Annotated in this window: 18 protein-coding genes and 1 pseudogene; 10 read left to right on the top strand and 9 right to left on the bottom strand. The window is 72.9% G+C overall.

The window, feature by feature from the left end:
* Positions 1-38: 38 nt before the first annotated feature.
* From AB0I21_RS09715 to AB0I21_RS09700, 4 genes are all read left to right on the top strand, one after another.
* On the top strand, positions 39-401 hold the full coding sequence (locus AB0I21_RS09715; protein WP_360559928.1) for a response regulator: 363 nt from the start codon (positions 39-41) through the stop codon (positions 399-401).
* Positions 398-2437 (top strand): ATP-binding protein, encoded by a 2040-nt coding sequence (locus tag AB0I21_RS09710; RefSeq protein ID WP_360559927.1) that lies wholly within the window; start codon positions 398-400, stop codon positions 2435-2437. The genes AB0I21_RS09715 and AB0I21_RS09710 overlap by 4 nt, the downstream gene beginning before the upstream one ends.
* A 64-nt stretch (positions 2438-2501) precedes the next feature.
* On the top strand, positions 2502-3503 hold the full coding sequence (locus tag AB0I21_RS09705) for a hypothetical protein (protein ID WP_360559926.1): 1002 nt from the start codon (positions 2502-2504) through the stop codon (positions 3501-3503).
* A 191-nt stretch (positions 3504-3694) separates the two neighbouring features.
* Positions 3695-4051, top strand: coding sequence for a response regulator transcription factor (locus AB0I21_RS09700; RefSeq protein WP_360559925.1), 357 nt, complete (start codon positions 3695-3697; stop codon positions 4049-4051).
* Here the strand turns inward: AB0I21_RS09700 and AB0I21_RS09695 are convergent.
* Positions 4017-4676 carry a response regulator transcription factor gene (locus AB0I21_RS09695; RefSeq protein ID WP_344501371.1) on the bottom strand — a complete coding sequence of 220 codons (660 nt, stop codon included), beginning with the start codon at positions 4674-4676 and terminating at the stop codon, positions 4017-4019. The genes AB0I21_RS09700 and AB0I21_RS09695 overlap by 35 nt on opposite strands.
* A gap of 41 nt (positions 4677-4717) precedes the next feature.
* On the opposite strand from AB0I21_RS09695, the gene AB0I21_RS09690 reads away from it, so the two are divergent.
* Positions 4718-6640: a CHASE3 domain-containing protein gene (locus AB0I21_RS09690; RefSeq protein ID WP_360559924.1), complete on the top strand. Its 1923-nt coding sequence runs from the start codon at positions 4718-4720 to the stop codon at positions 6638-6640.
* A 137-nt stretch (positions 6641-6777) separates the two neighbouring features.
* Positions 6778-7017, top strand: coding sequence for a hypothetical protein (locus AB0I21_RS09685; protein ID WP_344501373.1), 240 nt, complete (start codon positions 6778-6780; stop codon positions 7015-7017).
* Positions 7018-7032: 15 nt separating this feature from the next.
* Here AB0I21_RS09685 and AB0I21_RS09680 read toward each other — a convergent pair whose 3' ends face one another.
* The 5 genes from AB0I21_RS09680 to AB0I21_RS09660 all read right to left on the bottom strand — a co-directional run bounded on the left by AB0I21_RS09680 (position 7033) and on the right by AB0I21_RS09660 (position 12096).
* Positions 7033-7782 (bottom strand): hypothetical protein, encoded by a 750-nt coding sequence (locus AB0I21_RS09680; protein WP_360559923.1) that lies wholly within the window; start codon positions 7780-7782, stop codon positions 7033-7035.
* 190 nt (positions 7783-7972) lie between these two features.
* Positions 7973-9409, bottom strand: a complete 1437-nt coding sequence (locus AB0I21_RS09675; RefSeq protein WP_360559922.1) for a DUF1996 domain-containing protein — start codon at positions 9407-9409, stop codon at positions 7973-7975.
* 140 nt (positions 9410-9549) lie between these two features.
* Complete coding sequence (locus tag AB0I21_RS09670; RefSeq protein ID WP_360559921.1) at positions 9550-10383, bottom strand: class II fructose-bisphosphate aldolase; 834 nt, start codon at positions 10381-10383, stop codon at positions 9550-9552.
* The gene (locus tag AB0I21_RS09665) at positions 10364-11212 is read right to left on the bottom strand and encodes a PfkB family carbohydrate kinase (RefSeq protein ID WP_360559920.1); all 849 of its coding nucleotides are present in this window, start codon (positions 11210-11212) and stop codon (positions 10364-10366) included. The genes AB0I21_RS09670 and AB0I21_RS09665 overlap by 20 nt, the downstream gene beginning before the upstream one ends.
* 8 nt (positions 11213-11220) lie before the next feature.
* Positions 11221-12096 (bottom strand): sugar isomerase, encoded by an 876-nt coding sequence (locus AB0I21_RS09660; protein WP_360559919.1) that lies wholly within the window; start codon positions 12094-12096, stop codon positions 11221-11223.
* A gap of 89 nt (positions 12097-12185) precedes the next feature.
* On the opposite strand from AB0I21_RS09660, the gene AB0I21_RS09655 reads away from it, so the two are divergent.
* Positions 12186-12956: a DeoR/GlpR family DNA-binding transcription regulator gene (locus AB0I21_RS09655; RefSeq protein ID WP_360559918.1), complete on the top strand. Its 771-nt coding sequence runs from the start codon at positions 12186-12188 to the stop codon at positions 12954-12956.
* A gap of 96 nt (positions 12957-13052) precedes the next feature.
* Here AB0I21_RS09655 and AB0I21_RS09650 read toward each other — a convergent pair.
* Positions 13053-14204: pseudogene (locus AB0I21_RS09650) on the bottom strand (glycosyltransferase family 4 protein); the annotation flags it as partial.
* Between the two features lie 4 nt (positions 14205-14208).
* Positions 14209-14877, bottom strand: a complete 669-nt coding sequence (locus tag AB0I21_RS09645; protein ID WP_360559917.1) for a sugar transferase — start codon at positions 14875-14877, stop codon at positions 14209-14211.
* Positions 14878-15081: 204 nt separating this feature from the next.
* On the opposite strand from AB0I21_RS09645, the gene AB0I21_RS09640 reads away from it, so the two are divergent.
* Entirely contained in the window at positions 15082-15843 is a 762-nt protein-coding gene (locus AB0I21_RS09640; RefSeq protein ID WP_360559916.1) for a thioredoxin family protein, read from the top strand.
* Between the two features lie 23 nt (positions 15844-15866).
* Here the strand turns inward: AB0I21_RS09640 and AB0I21_RS09635 are convergent, their stop codons facing one another.
* Entirely contained in the window at positions 15867-16241 is a 375-nt protein-coding gene (locus AB0I21_RS09635; RefSeq protein WP_360559915.1) for a helix-turn-helix domain-containing protein, read from the bottom strand.
* Positions 16242-16349: 108 nt separating this feature from the next.
* Between AB0I21_RS09635 and AB0I21_RS09630 the strand changes: the two genes are divergently transcribed.
* Positions 16350-16706 carry a DoxX family protein gene (locus AB0I21_RS09630; protein ID WP_344501383.1) on the top strand — a complete coding sequence of 119 codons (357 nt, stop codon included), beginning with the start codon at positions 16350-16352 and terminating at the stop codon, positions 16704-16706.
* Positions 16707-16786: 80 nt separating this feature from the next.
* Positions 16787-17380: a DUF308 domain-containing protein gene (locus AB0I21_RS09625; protein ID WP_360559914.1), complete on the top strand. Its 594-nt coding sequence runs from the start codon at positions 16787-16789 to the stop codon at positions 17378-17380.
* Positions 17381-17419 lie beyond the last annotated feature (39 nt).

Below are 17419 nucleotides of genomic sequence, written 5' to 3'. Positions count from 1 at the left end.
CGCCTGTCGATCAGCAGGAGGACAGGCAGGGGGCCGGCATGGCACGGATTCTCGTCGTGGACGACGAGCAGGACGTCCTCGAGCTGATCGTCAAGCGTCTGCGCGCCGACGGGCACGAGGTCCTCGCGGCCGGCACCGGCGCCGAGGCACTCGAGGCGGTCGCCACGCACGGGCTGCCCGAGGCGGCGATCCTCGACGTCGACCTGCCCGGCATGGACGGCATCGAGCTGCTGCACCTGCTCCGCCGGCAGCGCGCCGACCTGCCCGCCATGTTCCTCACCGTGCTGTGGGACGGCACGGTGGTGGCCCGGGTCCGCGACACCGGCGCGCTGTACCTGCGCAAACCCTTCACCAGCGAGAGCCTGCGCACCGCGCTCGACATGGTGCTGGTGCCCGGATGACGGGCTCGCTCGCGCGGACCGCGGTCTGGTCCCTGCTCTGCCTCCTCGCCACGTTCGCCGGGCGGCTCACCATCATGGACGGCACGAGCCTCAGCCTCGTGTGGCCGGCCGCCGGCGTCACCGTCCTGTGGTTCTCCATGCAGCGCAGGGCGCGGCTGCGCTGGGCCGACCCGGTGATGCTCGGGGTCATCACCGTGGCGGCCAACGTGGCGACGGGCGCGCCGCTGGTCCTCGCGCTGTGGTTCTTCGTCGCCAACCTGGTCCAGGTCGCCGTGTTCCTGCGGGTGCACGCGCGGCTCAGCCCGCGGCTGTGGGGCGCCGGCGGGGACGAGCCGCTCGCCCGCTCCTCCGACCTCTGGCGGATGCTGGTCGCGACCGGCGCCGGGGCGCTCGCCGGCGCCACGATCGGGCCGACCGCGGTCTGGCTCGTCTCGGGCCACTTCTCCTGGATGGACGCGGCCGTCTGGCTCACCCGCAACACGGTGGGCATCCTGCTCATCCTGGCCGTCGGGCTCCGGGTCGGTCACCACTGGCGCAACGGCATCCGCCTCAGGCGGGTCGCGCCGGTGCGGCTCGCCGAGTACCTCGCGCTGGTCGTGTGCTCGATCAGCGCGTACGTCGTCGGCTTCGCCCTCAACCACGGCCTGCCGCTGGCGTTTCCGCTGCTCGCCGTCACCGTCTGGGCGGCACTGCGGCTGCACACCACGTTCGTCGTCCTGCACGACCTGTGCCTGGGCGCCGTCGCCGTCCTGTTCACGCTGCACGGCGACGGCCCGTTCGCCACGATCGCGTCGCACCAGACGCGGGCGCTGGTCGCGCAGGCCTTCGTCGGCATGGTCGCGATCGTCGGGCTGTCGATCGCGCTGGGCCGCGACGAGCGCGCCGAGCTGCTGGACCGGCTGACCGAGACCGGCCGGGCCGCGGCGGCGCAGGCCGGCCTGCTGACCACGATCGTCGACTCGATGAGCGACGGCCTCGCCGTGATCCGGGCCGACGGCAGCTGGGCCATGCGCAACCCGGCCGCGGTCGCCCTGCTCGGCGGGGTGACCAGCGGCACCGCCGCCATCGCCGACCCGGACCACTACGGCCTCTTCCGCCCCGACGGCACCCGGCTGCCGCAGGAGGAGATGGCGCACACCCGCGCCCTCGCCGGCGAGGACGTGCGCAACGTGGAGCTGCTGGTGCGCAACAGCGGCGTCCCCGACGGGCGGATCGTGAGCGTCAGCGCGCGCCGCCTGCACGGCGACGACGGTGTGGTGGTCGTCTTCCACGACGTCACGGCCGAGCGCCGGCAGCGCGACGAGCTGGCGTCCTTCGCCGGGGTCGTCGCGCACGACCTGCTCAACCCGCTGACCACGATCGACGGCTGGGCCGAGAACCTCGACGACACGCTGCGTGGCATGCCCGAATCGGCCGAGCGGCACGACGCCACCGACAGCCTCAGCCGGATCGTGCGTGCCTCCGGCCGCATGCGGCACCTGATCAACGACCTTCTCGCGTACACCACCACCCGCAACGCCGTCATCGCGCCCGTCGACGTCCCGCTGCGGGACCTCGTCGCGGACGTGACCATGGCCCGTGCGGACCTGGCGGCGGCGGGCGACGCGGCCGCGCCGCAGTTCGTCCTCGGCCGGCTGCACGACGTGCACGCCGACCCGGTGCTGCTGCGCCAGCTCGTCGACAACCTGGTCGGCAACGCGGTGAAGTACACCGCGCCGGGCGTCGTGCCGCGGATCGAGATCGGCTCGGAGCGCGTCGACGCGGAGCTGGTCCGGGTCGAGATCGCCGACAACGGCATCGGCATCCCCGCCGGGCAGCACGAGGCGATCTTCACCAACTTCCACCGGGCGCACCGCTCTGCCGGGTACGCCGGCACGGGCCTCGGCCTGGCGATCTGCAAGCGGATCGTGGAGCGGCACGGGGGCCAGATCGTGGCCGTGGACAACCCCGGCGGCGGCACCAGGTTCGCGTTCACGCTGCCGAAGGCGACGCGGGGTGTCGTACACCACGCCGCCAAAGCGAACGTTCGTTCTTGACGCGTTCCACGGGGCGGCGCATGCTCGTTGTACGCGAACGAACGTTCTTTTTAGGAGACTTCCGATGGCAACCACCGCCGCACCACCGTCGGCCTGGCCCCGCGTCGGCGCGCTCGTGCTCCTGCTCACCGCGCTGCTCAGCGTCATGATGATCGCGTTCGCCTGGCCCGCGAGCCGCTCCAGCGTGCACGACATCCCGATCGCCGTCGCCGGCCCGGCCGCCGCCACCGCGCAGGTCACCCAGCAGCTGGCGGCCAAGCGCCCCGGCACCTTCGACGTGACCGTCGTCGGCGACACCGCCGCCGCGGAGCGGCTGATCCTCGACCGCGACGTCTACGGCGCCATCGACCTCTCCACCGGCCGGCCGCAGCTGATCATCGCCTCGGCCGCCAGCCCGTCCGTCGCCCAGGCCCTCCAGCAGGTCGCCCAGGCGCTCGGCGCCACCGAGCCGGCGGTCCCGGTCCGTGACCTGGTCCCGCTGCCCGCCGACGACCAGCGCGGCGCCGGCCTGGCCGCCGGCGCGCTCCCGCTCGTCCTCGGCGGGATCGCGGCCGCGGGCCTGCTCACCACCCTCGTCGTCGGCGCCGGCCGGCGCCTCGTGGGCGCGCTCGCCTTCTCGGTCACCGGTGGGCTCGCGCTCGTCGGCATCCTGCAGTTCTGGCTCGGCTCGGTCGAGGGCTCCTACTGGCTCAACGCCGGCGCCGTCGCCCTCGGCATCGCCGCCACCGCCCTGACCATCCTCGGCCTGGAGTCCCTGCTCGGCCCGGCCGGCCTGGGCCTCGGCGCGGCGACCATGATGCTGCTGGGAAACCCGCTGTCGGGACTGACCAGCGCCCCGGAGATGCTGCCGTCGGGCTGGGGCGCCCTGGGCCAGTTCCTCCCGCCGGGGGCGGCCGGCTCCCTGCTGCGCAGCACCGCCTTCTTCGACGGTCACGCCGCCGCCGGGCACGTCTGGGTCCTGCTCGGCTGGGCGGCCTTCGGCCTGGCCCTCGCCGGCCTGGCGGCGCTGCGCACCACTCGCCGCCCCGCCGCGGCGGAGCCGGCGGCTGACCTCGTGACCGTCTAGCTTCCGCTTCGACACCGGGCGGGGCGCTCCGGCGCCCCGCCCGGCCCGCATCCGAGGGTCGGCAAAAGTGGCGGCCGGGCTCATGGCGATCGGCCGCACCGCCGGCCCGGGGTGGTGGGCGTGGTGGTGACATCCGGTCTTTCCGGCTAGCCGTAAGGTCAGCGGGCGGCTGGGCTGGCACCGTTCAAGGTATGACGATCCGCTGCGTCATCGTCGACGACTCGGAGCGCTTCCGCGCGGGAGCCAAACGTCTGCTGACCGCGCAGGGGATCGCCGTGGTCGGGGACGCCGCGGACAGCCAGGGGGCGCTGCGGGCGATCGACGCGCAGCGGCCGGACGTGGTGCTGGTGGACGTCGGCCTCGGGGCGGAGAGCGGGTTCGATCTCGCCGCCCGGATCGAGGAGAGCCCCGTCATCATGGTGTCGGCGTTCTCCGCGGAAGAGGTGGCCGACCTGCTCGCGGACAGCCGGGCGATCGGCTTCCTGCCGAAGGAGCACCTGTCCGCCTCGGCGATCAAGTGCCTGCTGACGCGGCTTCAAGGAACGTGAGCACCGCCAGGACCCGGCGGTGGGTCTCGTCGGTCTCCGGCAGGTCGAGCTTGGTCAGGATCGACCTGACGTGCTTCTCGACGGTGCCCTCGGTGACCCACAGCTGCTTCGCCACCCCCGCGTTGGACCGGCCCTCCGCCATCAGCGCGAGCACCTCCCGCTCCCGGGGGCTCAGCACGTCGAGCGGGTCCCGCCGCCGGTGCGCCGCGACGAGCTCCTGCACCACCGCCGGGTCGACGACGGTCCCGCCGTCCTGCACCCGGTGCAGCGTCTCCAGGAACTCCTCGACGTCGGTGATCCGGGTCTTCAGCAGGTACCCGATCCGCTCGCCGCTGGCCAGCAGCTCGATCGCGTGCTCCACCTCGACGAACGCCGACAGCACGAGGATCGCCACCGACGGGAACCGGCTCCTGATCTCCCGCGCCGCGGCCAGCCCCTCGTTGGTGTGTGTCGGGGGCATGCGGATGTCCACCACCGCGAGGTCGGGCCTGACCTCCTCGACCAGCCGCAGCAGGTGCGATCCGTCGTCGGCAACTCCGGCCACGGTGTACCCATGACGGTCGAGCAGGCTGGCGAGGCCCTCTCGGAGCAGCACGTCATCGTCAGCGACCACCACAGATGTCATCAAATCCAACATATCCCCGCGTTAGGGGGTAAGGACACCCCATGCACGGGGGGTTGACGCTCCGCCTAGGGGTCACCTGCGCGCTGTTCACACTGCTGATCAGCACGGCGTTCGCCGCCATCCTCCTGTCCGTCTACCAGCTGCGCGAATCCGTCCTCGCAGTCACCCGGGCCGAGCGATCGGTCTCCGCCGCCACCACCCTCGAGCGGCTCCTGCTGGACGTCGAGGCCGGCCGCCGCGGCTTCGCGCTCACCCGTGACCCCGCGGTGCTCGTGCCGTGGAAGGCCGCCCAGGAGCAGATCCCGGCACAGCAGCAGGAGCTGGCCGCGACCGTCGCCGGCGACCGCGTGCAGACCGCCCGCGTCGCCGTGCTCAACCTGGACATCACCAACTATCTCGACGATTACGCCGACCCTTCCATCGCCCTGGAGGAGGGCGCCGTGCCGAAGAACATCAGCCCCACATCGGTCCTTCAGGGGCAGCGGCAGATCTCCGCGCTGCGCCAGGAGTTCGACGACTTCGCCGCCGCCCAGCGCCGCACCGTCGAGCAGAGCCGCCGTGAGTCGATGCTCGCCGGGCGGCGGGCCCTCGTCGCGGGCATCGGCGGCTTCACCACCGCCATGTTCGGCGTCGCGATCCTGACCCGCTCCCTCGCCGTGATGGTGGTGCGGCCACTGCGCCGGCTCGTCTCGGCGGCCGACGAAGTCGCCCGCGGCGACCTGAGCGTCCGGGTCGCCACCGACGGGGCGGTCGAGATCGGCAGCATGCAGCGCACGTTCAACTCGATGGTCGGCGCCCTGAGACGCAGCCGCTCCACGCTCAGCTCGGTGGCCGCCGAGCAGGCGGCACTGCGCAGGGTGGCGACCGTCGCGGCCAAGGGCCGGCCGGCGGTGGCCGTGTTCGGCGCCGTGACCGAGGAGGCCGGCAAGCTCTTCGGCGCCGACGCCACCGCCCTGGTCCGCTTCGAACCCGACGGCGAGGGCACCGTCGTGGCGACCTGGAGCGCCGACGCCGCGCACCGCATCTCGCCGGGCAAGGTCATCCTGGATCGTGAGGGCGTGGCCGGGCGGGTGCTGCGCTCGGGCAAGCCGGTCCACATCGAGAGCCCCTCGAACGCGGGCTTCCTCGCCCGGGAGTTCGGCGACCTCTCGATCCGCTCCGCGATCGGCGCGCCGGTCCTCGTCGCCGGCCGCACCTGGGGCGTGCTGAAGGCCCTGTCGACCTGCGCCCGGCCGCTGCTGCAGGACGACGCCGCCCGCGCCGCCGAGTTCACCGACCTGGTCGCCAGCTCGATCGCCAGCTCGCAGGCCCGCGCCGACCTGACCGCCTCGCGGGCGAGGGTCGTCGCCGCGACCGACGAGGGCCGCCGCCGGATCGAACGCGACCTGCACGACGGCACCCAGCAGCGGCTGATCGCGCTGCTGCTGCAGCTGCGGGCGACCGAGGCGCAGGCCGGCGGCGACCTGCGGGAGCGGCTGTCGCACATCGGCACCGACCTGGCTGAGGCGATCGACGAGCTGCGCGAGCTCGCCCGCGGCATCCACCCGTCGATCCTGTCCGACGGCGGGCTGGTGCCGGCGGTCAAGTCGCTGGGGCGCCGGTCGCCGGTGCCGGTGGAGGTGCGGCTCGACCTGCCCTCGCGGCTCGACACGAAGATCGAGATCGGCGCGTACTACGTGATCGCCGAGGCGCTCACCAACGCGATCCGGCACGCCCACCCCACGCTGATCTCCGTCCGCGGGTCCGTCGCCGACGACCTCGACGGCGGCGCGCTGGAGTTCTCGATCGAGGACGACGGCACCGGCGGCGCCGACCCGCACCTGGGCACCGGCCTGATCGGCCTCGGTGACCGGATCGCCGCGCTCGGCGGCACGATGCACATCGCCAGCCGGCCCGGTCACGGCACCACATTGTCCTGCAGAATTCCCCTGAGGGACGGGTCCATGAAGGGTGAGGCCAGTTGAGATGCCGGTGGCTGCCAGCCGGTATCTCCGGGTCCGGAAACCCGCAGCCCCGGACGCATGCTGGCGCAGATGCCCCGCCCCCTCACCCGAGCGACGGTGGACAGGACAACAACGACCTCTCCGAGAGGTGAGCCACCATGACGACCTGCCTCGTCGACCCGGTCCTGTGCATGGCCCTGTTCGTCTCCGACACTCCCAACCACGCGGACCTGGACGACGCGACCGTCCGCGACACCGTCGACCGGACCCTCGATCAGCTCGGTCCCGACGAGTGCTACGCCCGCGCCGCCGAGGTCTTCGGCGACCGCCCCGAGGTGGCCCTGGACCGCATCCAGTGGGCCCGCACGCTGTGCACCCGCGCCCTGGCCGACGCCTGATCCCCCCGATGTTTCTCAGTTCCCCCCAGGAACGGTGGCGGTGATCGCGGTGGCGCTCGCGGTGTCGCCCGTGACCGTGCCGACCACGGTCACGGTGTCGCCGACCTGCACGTCGCCGATCGTGCCTGCACCGCTGACCGTCGTCGCCGACGTCACCGCGAACGTGGTCGCGTGCCCGTCGGCGCTCTTCGCGGTGATCGACGTGGCGCTCACCGCGGTGACCGTGCCGGTCTGCATCCGCCTGGTGACGTAGCCGCCGTTGCTGTCGGAGGCGACGAAGTCGCCGTACATGACACCGGCGAGCCCACCGGCACCCCGCCCCATCCCGCCGCCCATCCCGCCGCCCATCCCGCCGCCCATCCCGCCGCCCATCGCGCCGAGCCCACCCTGACCGCCGTCCGGTGCGCCGCCCTGCGCCCCTTGGCCCCCCTGACCGTCCTGAGCCCCCTGAGCCCCCTGAGCCCCCTGAGCCCCCTGCGCTCCCTGACCTCTCTGCGTGCCGGCCTGCTGGCTCGCCGGCGCCGCGCTGTCCTGCGACGACCTGATCACGGCGAACCCGCCGCCGCCGATGACCAGCGCCGCGACCGCCCCGACGATCGCCGTCCTGAGCCGCGACGACCCGGCCGCCGGGCGCTGTGCGGGTGGCCCCTCGATGACCGCGGCCGGAGTCTGGCCCTGGTAGGCCGGTGCCGTCAGGTCCGGCACAGGTGTGTTGTCGACGGGGGTGGCCCAGACGGGGGTGGGCTGCTCGGTGCTGGTCATCATGTCGCTCCCGGTCTCGGTCGGCCCGCTCCCGGAGGGCCGCTGGAAGCAACTCTCGGCCCCGTCCCTGTGCACGCGGTCCGGCCAGGTTGGCAGCCGGCTGTGAACCCCGGCCGTGAACCCGGCCATCCCTGAACAGCGCAATGGCCACCCGTGGCGGCGGATGGCCATTGCGAGCTCTGGCGGGAAACGGCTAGAAGTTGCCCGCCGAGTTGCACTTGTAGCCCTGGTCGAGGCAGTCCCGGACCCGCCGGGCCAGCTCCTCCGGCTCCCACGCGTTGAAGAAGTCCGCGTGCATCGAGTAGCCGTTGCCCGACGAGAGCGTGATCCCGGTGGTGTTGGTGTTCAGCGGGTACGCGATGACGAACGAGACCGACGGGATCGGCACCGGGTGCGACTTCGGGCAGGCGCCGGTGTAGTCGCCGTTGGCCATGTGGTCCTTGTGGTTCGGGCTGTCCAGGTGCACGCCGTCCCAGCAGTCGGGGAACGTGATCTGGCGGACCAGCTCGGCCGTCGGGGCGCAGACCGGGTACTCGCCGTCCGGCGTGCGGCCGGTGGCGCCGCCGATGCCCGCGCACCAGAAGTGGTTGCCCTGCTTGTCGGGGGTATCCGTCTGGGTCTTCGCGTCGCCGGCGATCATCCGCAGCCCGGTCGGGAAGGGCTGCGTCTTGCTCGGGTCCTTGAGCCGCGAGCCGTAGTAGACGGTGACCGCGCCCTTCGGGTCGACGACCTTGCCGTTCTGGTACAGCGTCGGGATCCAGTACGCCGAGTGGTCGCCGGTCGGGTTGCAGGTCGTGTTGCCCGCCAGCAGGCTCTCGGTGGTCGAGGCCGCGTCGGTGGTCTTGTTGCCGAAGAACGTGTGGTTGTGCGCGGCGCCGGTCAGGCCGGGGAAGACGATCGGGTCGTCGTTGTTGTGGTGGCTCACCGTGCACTGCGCGTTGAACTCGGGGACCTTCACCGGGTTGTTCGTGACCGGCTTCGGCTTGCGGGCGAAGAACGCGGCGGTGTCCGCGGCCTGCTTCGCCGGGTCGACGGTCGGCCAGCCGGTCTGCGGCGCCGGCGGTTTTCCTGAAGCGGAGGGCGATGCCGAGGCGGTCGGCGATGCCGGAGCGGTCGGCGAGCCGGGGACCGTCGCCGTCGGCGTCCGCTTGAACTGCAGCCAGTTGATGTTGATGAAGTCGCTCTGCTGGTCGCTCTTGAGCACGACGAAGACCGTCTGCCTGCCGGTCAGCGTGGTCGGGCTGACGGCGGTCTTCGTGGTCCACGTCTGCCAGCCGCCGGTGGAGTTCACCGGGTAGCTGGCGAGCAGCTCACCGGTCTGCGTGCCGGCGCGCAGCTCGACCGTGCCACCGGCCCGGCTGGCCGCGGCGACCCGGACGCCGGCGGTCAGCGAGCCCGTGCCGCCGAGGTCCACGCCGTCGTAGCGCATCCAGTCCCCGTTGGCGAGCCAGCCGACGTTCTTGCCGCCGCCGGTGTCGCCGGTGCTCTCGGTCCTGGCGCCGGACTGGGCGCTCCACGCCTCGGCCTGCAGCAGCCCGGCGGTGTCGGCCTGCTCGGCGCCGGCGGTGGTGGTGACGATGACGGTCGTGGCGACCGCGCCGACGACCGGCACGGCGAGAAGTGCGAGCAAGGTGCGTCGTCTGGTCTGCCGCTGGGTCGGCATGAGCCCTCCGGGAACGGGTCTGGTCGATGCGAGCACCGCGACCGTAGACACCAGGAGAGCGCTCTCTCAAGCGTTCGGGGGAGATCTAAGTCGAACGTAAAGGTGGCCTAAAGCTCGGTCACGACCCGCAATGCGTGCGTCACCGTGTCGGCCATCGCCTGCCGCGCGGCCTTCAGGTACTTGCGCGGGTCGACCACGGCCGCGTCCTGGAGCGCCGACCGCACCGCGCCGGTGAACGCGACGTTCAGCGCCGTGCCGATATTGATCTTCACGAGGCCGCCGCGGACCGCCGCGCGCAGCTCGTCGTCGGGCACGCCCGAGGAGCCGTGCAGCACCAGCGGGACGGGCACCGCCGCCGTCAGGGCGGCGATGAGCGCGTGGTCCAGAGCCGCCGTCCGGGTCGTCATCGCGTGGCTCGACCCGACCGCGACGGCGAGCGCGTCGACGCCGGTCGCCGCCACGTACGCCGCCGCCTCCGCCGGGTCGGTCCGCACGCCGGGCGCGTGCGCGCCGTCCTTGCCGCCGACCTCGCCGAGCTCGCTCTCCACCCAGATCCCGGCTGCCCGGCCCCGCTCGGCCGCCGCCTTCGTCGCGGCCACGTTCGCCTCGAACGGCAGCTTCGACGCGTCGTACATCGCGGATCCGAACCCGTGCGCCGCGGCCTGGTCGAACAGCTCGTCGCTCTCCACGTGGTCGAGGTGCAGCGCCACCGGCACCGACGACAGCTCGGCGACCCGGCGGGCCGCGGCCGCGATCGGCGCCAGGCGCCCCCCGTGGAACTTCACCGCGTTCTCGCTGATCTGCAGCACGACGGGGCGGCCCGCCGCCTCCGCCCCCGCGACGATCGCCTCGGCGTGCTCGACGGTGATGACGTTGAACGCGCCGACGCCCACGTTCGCGCTGCGTGCCGCTTCGACGATCTCACCCGTGGGGCTGAACATGGACCCGTTCCCTCGTTGCTCGGTAGTGGTTGATGTCGATCTCTCCGGCGACCGGTGCGGCGACGGCGGCGCCGGCCAGGGCGACCGCGTCGGCGAGCAGCTCCGGCCAGGGCGTGCCGTGCCGCAGCCCCCGTGCGAGGGCGGCCGCGCACGCGTCGCCGGCGCCGGTCGGGTTGCCGGTCACCACCTCGGGTGGGGTCGCCCGCCACGACCCTTCGGGCGTCCGCGCGATCAGCCCTCGCGGGCCGTGCGTCTCGACGACCGCCCGGAGCGGCGTCTGGATGTCGTGCAGCTCGGCCGCGTTGGGCTTCACGACGTCCGGGCCGGCGGCGGCGCCGATCCGGAGCGCGTCACCGCTGGAGTCCAGGACGCTGCGGCAGGTGTACCGGCGGGCGAGCCCGACCAGCGTCGCGTAGGCGTCCGCCGGCAGACCCCGCGGTAGCGACCCGGACAGCACCACCACCTCGGCGTCCTTGACGAGGGCCGCGTAGTGCTCCTGGAACGCGCCCCACTCGTCCGGCGTGACGGCCGGCCCGGGCTCCCACAGCCCCGTCGCGTCGGCCCGGTCGACGACCGTCACGGTCCGCCGCGTCTCCCCGCCGATGGTCGTGAAGCTGTGCGGCACCGTGGTCCTGGCGGCGACGGCCGCGCCCGTCGCCCCGCCGAGCAGCCCGGTCGCGAGGACCGGCTCGCCGAGCGCGTGCAGCACCGCGGCGACGTTGAGCCCCTTGCCGCCGGCCCGCTCCCGCACCGCCGTGACGCGGTGCGTGGCGTGCGGCACCAGCGCGTCCACCGTGTACGTGACGTCGAGCGCGGGGTTCAGCGTCACCGTGAGGATCATGGCTGGGTCAGGATCACGGACCGGGTCAGCAGCCGCGGCCGGTCCGGGTCGAGGCCCTTGTGCTCCGCGAGCGCGACGGCGAAGCGCTGCGCCAGCACGAGCTGGGCCAGTGGGTCGAGACCGTTGCGCACCGGGGTGGCGCCGGCGCCGCGGATCGTGTCGTCGAGGCTGTCCGGCACCGCGCCGAACGCCCACACCAGGCTCTCCGGCCCGGCGACCGCGACCGGGCCGTGCCGGTAGTCCATCGCCGGGTAGGACTCCGACCAGGCCTGCGCGGCCTCGCGGACCTTGAGCGCCGCCTCGTGGGCGAGCCCGACGGTCCAGCCGGTGCCGAGGAACACCAGGTGCCCGACGTCCCGCACGGCCGCCGGCAGCTCCGCCGCCAGCGCCGCCGCGCCGTCCTCGACCAGGTGTGACAGGTCCTCGCCGTACGCGTGGCGGGCCACCGCCAGCAGCGTCGTCGGGAACCTGGTCTGCACGACGCTGCGCTCGTCGGCGAAGTCCAGCAGGATCCGCTCGTCGACCAGGTCGTCGACCGGCTCCCCGTCCACAGCCGTCACCGCCACCCGGTGCGGGCTCCCCGGGAGGCGCCGCAGCGCGTCCAGCACCTCCGTCGAGGTGCCCGACCTGGTGAGGGCGATGACCCGGTCGTACCGGCGGCGCGGCACGAACTCGGAGGCGCACACGGCGTCGGTCTCGCCGAAGCCGGCGGCCTCGCGCAGCTCGGCCAGGCTCTGCGCCATGAACCACGAGGTGCCGCACCCCAGCACCAGGGTGCGCTCGCCCCGTCCGGTGAGCGCGCTGCCGTCCACGGTCGCCGCTCGCGCCCAGGTCTCGGGCTGGCTGGCGATCTCCCTCGCGGTGTCCGTCATGCCAACCAGGGTTGCGCGTTTCCTGCTCGCCTCACAAGGTATCTTGCACAAGTGGACATTCTGAACTGCGCGTTTTGTTCGGTGATCGGGTGAGCCGCCGCCGCGCCGACCGCGTCTCGGCGATCCTGTCCCGCGTCTCGGGCAGCGGCTCCATCGACGCCGGCGCCCTCGCTTCGGAGTTCGGCGTCTCCACCGCCACGATCCGCCGCGACCTGCAGACGCTCGAGGATCAGCAGCTCCTCGCCCGCACCCACGGCGGGGCGGTCGCCGCGTCCCCGTCCCTCGCCGAGCTCCCGGTCCGCTACCGCACCGGCCAGCACCGCGAGGCCAAGGCCCGCATCGCGCAGCGCGCGTTCGAGCTGCTCCCGCACGGCCCGCTCACCCTGGGCCTCACCGGCGGCACCACCACCCACCTGCTCGCCCGGCTCCTGGCGACCCGCGTCGACCTGACCGTCGTCACCAACGCCGTCAACATCGCCGCCGAGCTGGCACTGCGCCCCCGGCTGAAGCTGATCATGACCGGCGGTGTCACCCGCACCCAGTCCTACGAGCTCGTCGGCCCCATCGCCGACCGCACCCTGAACGGACTCCACCTCCAGGCGGCCGTCATCGGCGTCGACGGCATCACCGCCGCCGGCGGCCTCACCACCCACGACGACATCGAGGCCAACACCAACGCCACCATGCTCCGCCGCGCCACCCAGGTCATCGTCGTCGCCGACGGCTCAAAGATCGGCCGCGACTGCCTGGCCACCATCGCCCCGCTGGCCGAGGTCTCCACCCTGGTCACCGACTCCACCGCCGACCCCGCCGAGCTCGCCGCCGTCCGCGCCACCGGCGTCGCCGTCATCTGCGTCTGACCTGTGGCGGAGCGCCGGGCCGGGCGCCGGGCGCTGGGCGGGGATCCGGGTGGCGGCGGTGGGCAGGAGCCGGGACCAGACGGCGAGGTAGGCCTCGGCCTGGTGGTCCCAGGACAGGAAGGTCTCGAAGCGGTGGCGGCCGGCGGCGCTCATGGCCGCGCGGCGGGGCGGGTCGTCGAGCAGCGCGTCGAGGGCGGCCGCGAAGGCGGCCGGGGTGGCGGCGGGGACGTAGAGCGCCGCGCCGGCCGCGGTGCGGCGGGTCTCGGTGAGATCGGCGGCGACGACCGGGACACCGCGGGCCAGGTATTCGACGGTCTTGGCCATGGTGGACCGGTCGTTCATGCGGGTCGGCAGGTCGGGCTGGATGGCGACGGTCGCGGTGCGCAGGAGGGCGTCGACCTCGACGGCGTCGAGCCAGCCGGGGAGGTCGACGACGTCGGTCAGGCCGCGGTCCGCGGTGAGCTTCATGAGGGCGGGCCGAGACTCGCCGTCGCCGGCGATGACCATGCGCCAGCCGGTGCGGCCGCGGTGGCGGGTGAGCTCCTCGGCGGCGAGGACGGCGCCTTCGACGTTGTCCTGGGGGCCCAGCACGCCGAGGTAGGCGATCCGGTGCCCGGCCGCGGGAGCGGGGGGCGCCACGCCGACCTCGCGCGCCGACGGCCCGTTGCGCACGACGGTCACCTTGTGCGCGGGCACGCCGCGGCGCAGCGCGTTGGCGCGGAAGGACTCGTTGGTGGCGAAGACCGCGGTCGCGGTGCGCAGGGTGAGCCACTCGAAGAGGACGAGGACGCGGAACGCGAGCCCCCCGCCGTCCGAGCCGCTGCGGGTGGCCAGGATCTCGGGGCACAGGTCGTGGTGGTCGAAGACCCAGGGGCGGCGCAGCAGCCGGAACACCAGGGCGAGGGGCCAGTACACGTCGGGCGGGTTGCAGACCTGCACCGCGTGGGCGCGGCCGCGGAGGACCTCGCCGGCGAGGCGGACGGCGACGCAGAGGAAGGACCACACGAACTCGAGGGCGAAGGTGACGACGCCGGAGCCGGTGACCAGCAGTGGGTACGGGCGCAGGCGCACGTCGCGGCTGCCCGGCAGGATTCCGCGCGCGGCGCCGCGCGGGGCGATGATCGTCACGCCGTAGCCACGCGACTCCAGCGACAGGCTCTCGCGGATGACGCGGCGGTCCCGCTCGGCGGGCAGGTTGGCCACGACGATCGCGATGTGCCGGACCCGCGGGCGGGGAGGCCGAGGCATCCGGCTACCGGCTCGCCGAGCGGTCGAACACGACGATCGCCGTGCGGGCGAGGATGCGCAGGTCCAGCCAGAGCGACCGGTTGTCGGCGTAGTGGACGTCGAGCCGCAGCGCGCTGCGGAAGTCGAGCGTGCTGCGGCCGCTGACCTGCCACAGCCCGGTCATGCCGGGCCGCACGCTGAAGCGCCGCTCGACGTCGGCGGGGAAGAGCTCCGCCTCCCACGGGACGTAGGGGCGCGGGCCGACCAGCGACATCTCGCCGCGCACGACGTTCCACAGCTGCGGGAGCTCGTCGACGCTGTACTGGCGCAGCAGCCGCCCGATCGGGGTGACGCGGGGGTCGCGGGCGAACTTGTAGATGCCGGGCTCGCCGCCGGTGGGTGGCACCTCGGCGACGAGCTGCTCGCGCATGAGGCGGCGGTGCTCGGTGTCGTCGTTGCCGTCGTACATGGTGCGGAACTTGAACATCGTGAAGACCTGGCGGCGCAGGCCGACCCGGTCCTGCCGGAACAGGGCGGGCCCGGGGCTGGTCAGTGCGACCGCGGCGTAGGCCGCCAGCAGCAGCGGCGAGAAGAGCACAATGAGCGCGAGCGCCGCCACCGACTCCGCGAGCTGCCGCGCCGATCGCCTGGCGAGCACTTCCCCCTCGGCAACCGCGGCGAACTCAACCGTCAAGCTCGGTCACCCCCGTGACTGTGCAAGGCGTGCGGACACATCGCTGTCGGTGAAAGTACGAGTGCACGCTGTCGTAGTCGGCGACCGGTCCGCAAGCCCGTGTCGCATTGCTTACACGAAAATTGACGCAACCTTCTGGTTGCGTTCGGTCCGAGATTGTGCAACCGTTGGGTTGCTACAGGAGACCGGAGTCAGGGGGAAGAGATGATCGACCACAAGGTCGGGACGCGCGAGGAGTGGCTGGCGGCGCGGCTGGAGCTGCTCGAGGCCGAGAAGGAGCTCACCCGGCGCGGCGACGCCGTGGCCCGGCAGCGGCAGGAGCTGCCGTGGGTGCGGATCGACAAGGAGTACCGCTTCGACACCGAGGACGGGCCGGCGACCCTCGCCGACCTGTTCCGCGGCAGGTCGCAGCTGCTGATCTACCACTTCATGTTCGGGCCGGACTACACCGCGGGCTGCCCGTCGTGCTCCTCGATCGCGGACGGCTTCAACGGGTCCGTCGTCCACCTCGCGAACCACGACGTGACGCTGCACGCGGTGTCGCAGGCGCCGCTGGCGAAGCTGCTGGCGTACCGGGAGCGGATGGGCTGGACGTTCCCGTGGGCGTCGTCGGCCGGCAGCGACTTCAACTACGACTTCCGCGTGACGCACTCCGCCGAGGAGTGGCGGTCCGGCAGCGTGGAGTACAACTACCGGCAGATGGACGTCCGGCAGCCGGAGTCCGGAGAGATGCGCCCCGACGTGCTCGAGCTCGCCGGCGGGGTCGGCGTCGACTGGTCCACCTACCGGCAGCAGGGCCCGGGCCTGAGCGCGTTCGTGCGCGACGAGGACGGCGCCGTCCACCACACGTACTCCACCTACGAGCGCGGCGTGGACGCGATCTGGGGCATGTACCAGTGGCTCGACCGGGCGCCGCTGGGGCGCAACGAGACCGGCATCTGGTGGCGGCGCAAGGACGAGTACTGACCTTTCGTGGGCCGCCCGATCGCTCAGGCGCGTGCCTCGTAGGCCGCCCGGCTCGCCTCGATGTGCGGGACGTGCTCGATGGCCCAGCCGGCGAGGGCGAGCGCGGGTGCGATGAGGCTCTTGCCGGTCGAGGTCAGCGTGTACTCGACGCGGGGCGGGACCTCGGCGTGCACCGTCCTGGCGACCAGGCCGTCGCGCTCCAGGTGGCGCAGTGTCAGGGTCAGCATCCGTTGTGAGATGCCCGGGATCTGCTGGTGCAGGTCGGTGAAGCGGAGCGTCCCCTGGTCGAGGGTGGCCACGATCAGCAGGGTCCACTTGTTGCAGATCTGGTCGAGGATCGCGCGGATCGTCCGGCCGCCGTCGCCCCGGATCATGCAGGTGTGCTCGTACTCGGACATGACCATCCCTTGTGCGTCACGCACACGCGTGTGCCTTTTGTAAGCCCCTCAATAGTGACGCACCATGTGGTCACTTACGACTGGTAACCATCCTGGTGAGGGGCGCACATGGAGATCGCGTACTGGATCGTCGGCGGGCTGCTCGCGGTGTTCTACCTGTACGCCGGCGGCAAGAAGATCACGCAGAGCCAGGAGCGGCTGCTGCCGATGATGGGCTGGGTCGACCGGGTCCCGATGCCGCTCGTCCGGACGATCGGCGTGCTGGAGGTCCTCGGCGCGGCGGGCCTGATCCTGCCGCGGCTGACCGGGATCGCGCCGTGGCTGGCCGTCGCGGCGGCGGCGGGTCTGGTGCTGATCCAGGTCGGCGGCATCGCGGTGCACCTGTCGCGCGGCGAGGCCCGGCTGATCGGGCTCAACATCGGCCTGCTCGTGGCCGCGGCGGCGGCCGTCTGGCTCGCCTTCTGACATCCCCACCCTCGACGGGCGATGACGTGGCTCGTATGCGGGTGAATCGTGGGGTGGAACGAAGGTGAGAAGGAGGGGACATGGCGACGTTCTCAGCGAGACACGGCGGTGCGGTGCAGAAGTCGTCGCAGGCGGCGGTGCCGTTCCGGCAGACCCTGGTGCTCGGCGCGGCCACCGCGCTGTTCGGGCTCGTGGTGCTCGTCTGGCCGGGCGAGACCCTGCGGGTCCTCGGCGCGCTGGTCGGCATCTGGCTGCTCGTCGCGGGCGTCATGCGGCTCGCGGCGGCCCTCACCGACCATCATGCGGCGGGGCGGCGACTGATGACCGGCGTGGTGGGCGCGGCGATGGTGGTGGTGGGCATCGCGTGCCTGCGCGACGTCATGGCCGGCGTGGTGGCCCTCGCGCTGATCGTCGGGCTGGCCTGGCTGCTGACCGGGCTGTCGGAGATCGGCATCGGGCTGATGACGCACGGCAGGACGCGGGTGTGGCTCACGACCATGGGCGTGGCCTCGCTGGTCGTCGGGCTCGTGTTCGTCATGTGGCCGGGCGTCACGCTCACCGCGATGGTGCTGCTGACCGGGATCAGCGCGCTGGTGATCGGGTGCGCGGAGATCGCGTGCGCCTTCATCATGCGCCGCGACGCCGCCGCGGTCCGGCCGGTGGCTCACCCGTAAACCAGCACGTGCCGAGCAAAGCGGCCGCTCTCCTGGTGG

The organism is Dactylosporangium sp. NPDC050588, from assembly GCF_040654975.1.
GTDB classification, from domain to species: Bacteria; Actinomycetota; Actinomycetes; order Mycobacteriales; family Micromonosporaceae; genus Dactylosporangium; species Dactylosporangium maewongense.
Note: the sequence above shows the minus strand (reverse complement) of the source record. Positions and strands in the feature narration are given on the sequence as shown.

Excerpts from the sequence above, each read along its gene's own strand:
- AB0I21_RS09715 (WP_360559928.1), top strand. The coding sequence starts at position 39 with ATGGCACGGATTCTCGTCGTGGACGACGAGCAGGACGTCCTCGAGCTG.
- AB0I21_RS09710 (WP_360559927.1), top strand. The coding sequence starts at position 398 with ATGACGGGCTCGCTCGCGCGGACCGCGGTCTGGTCCCTGCTCTGCCTC.
- AB0I21_RS09705 (WP_360559926.1), top strand. The coding sequence starts at position 2,502 with ATGGCAACCACCGCCGCACCACCGTCGGCCTGGCCCCGCGTCGGCGCG.
- AB0I21_RS09700 (WP_360559925.1), top strand. The coding sequence starts at position 3,695 with ATGACGATCCGCTGCGTCATCGTCGACGACTCGGAGCGCTTCCGCGCG.
- AB0I21_RS09695 (WP_344501371.1), bottom strand. The coding sequence starts at position 4,676 with ATGACATCTGTGGTGGTCGCTGACGATGACGTGCTGCTCCGAGAGGGC.
- AB0I21_RS09690 (WP_360559924.1), top strand. The coding sequence starts at position 4,718 with ATGCACGGGGGGTTGACGCTCCGCCTAGGGGTCACCTGCGCGCTGTTC.
- AB0I21_RS09685 (WP_344501373.1), top strand. The coding sequence starts at position 6,778 with ATGACGACCTGCCTCGTCGACCCGGTCCTGTGCATGGCCCTGTTCGTC.
- AB0I21_RS09680 (WP_360559923.1), bottom strand. The coding sequence starts at position 7,782 with ATGATGACCAGCACCGAGCAGCCCACCCCCGTCTGGGCCACCCCCGTC.
- AB0I21_RS09670 (WP_360559921.1), bottom strand. The coding sequence starts at position 10,383 with ATGTTCAGCCCCACGGGTGAGATCGTCGAAGCGGCACGCAGCGCGAAC.
- AB0I21_RS09660 (WP_360559919.1), bottom strand. The coding sequence starts at position 12,096 with ATGACGGACACCGCGAGGGAGATCGCCAGCCAGCCCGAGACCTGGGCG.
- AB0I21_RS09640 (WP_360559916.1), top strand. The coding sequence starts at position 15,082 with ATGATCGACCACAAGGTCGGGACGCGCGAGGAGTGGCTGGCGGCGCGG.
- AB0I21_RS09635 (WP_360559915.1), bottom strand. The coding sequence starts at position 16,241 with ATGTCCGAGTACGAGCACACCTGCATGATCCGGGGCGACGGCGGCCGG.
- AB0I21_RS09630 (WP_344501383.1), top strand. The coding sequence starts at position 16,350 with ATGGAGATCGCGTACTGGATCGTCGGCGGGCTGCTCGCGGTGTTCTAC.
- AB0I21_RS09625 (WP_360559914.1), top strand. The coding sequence starts at position 16,787 with ATGGCGACGTTCTCAGCGAGACACGGCGGTGCGGTGCAGAAGTCGTCG.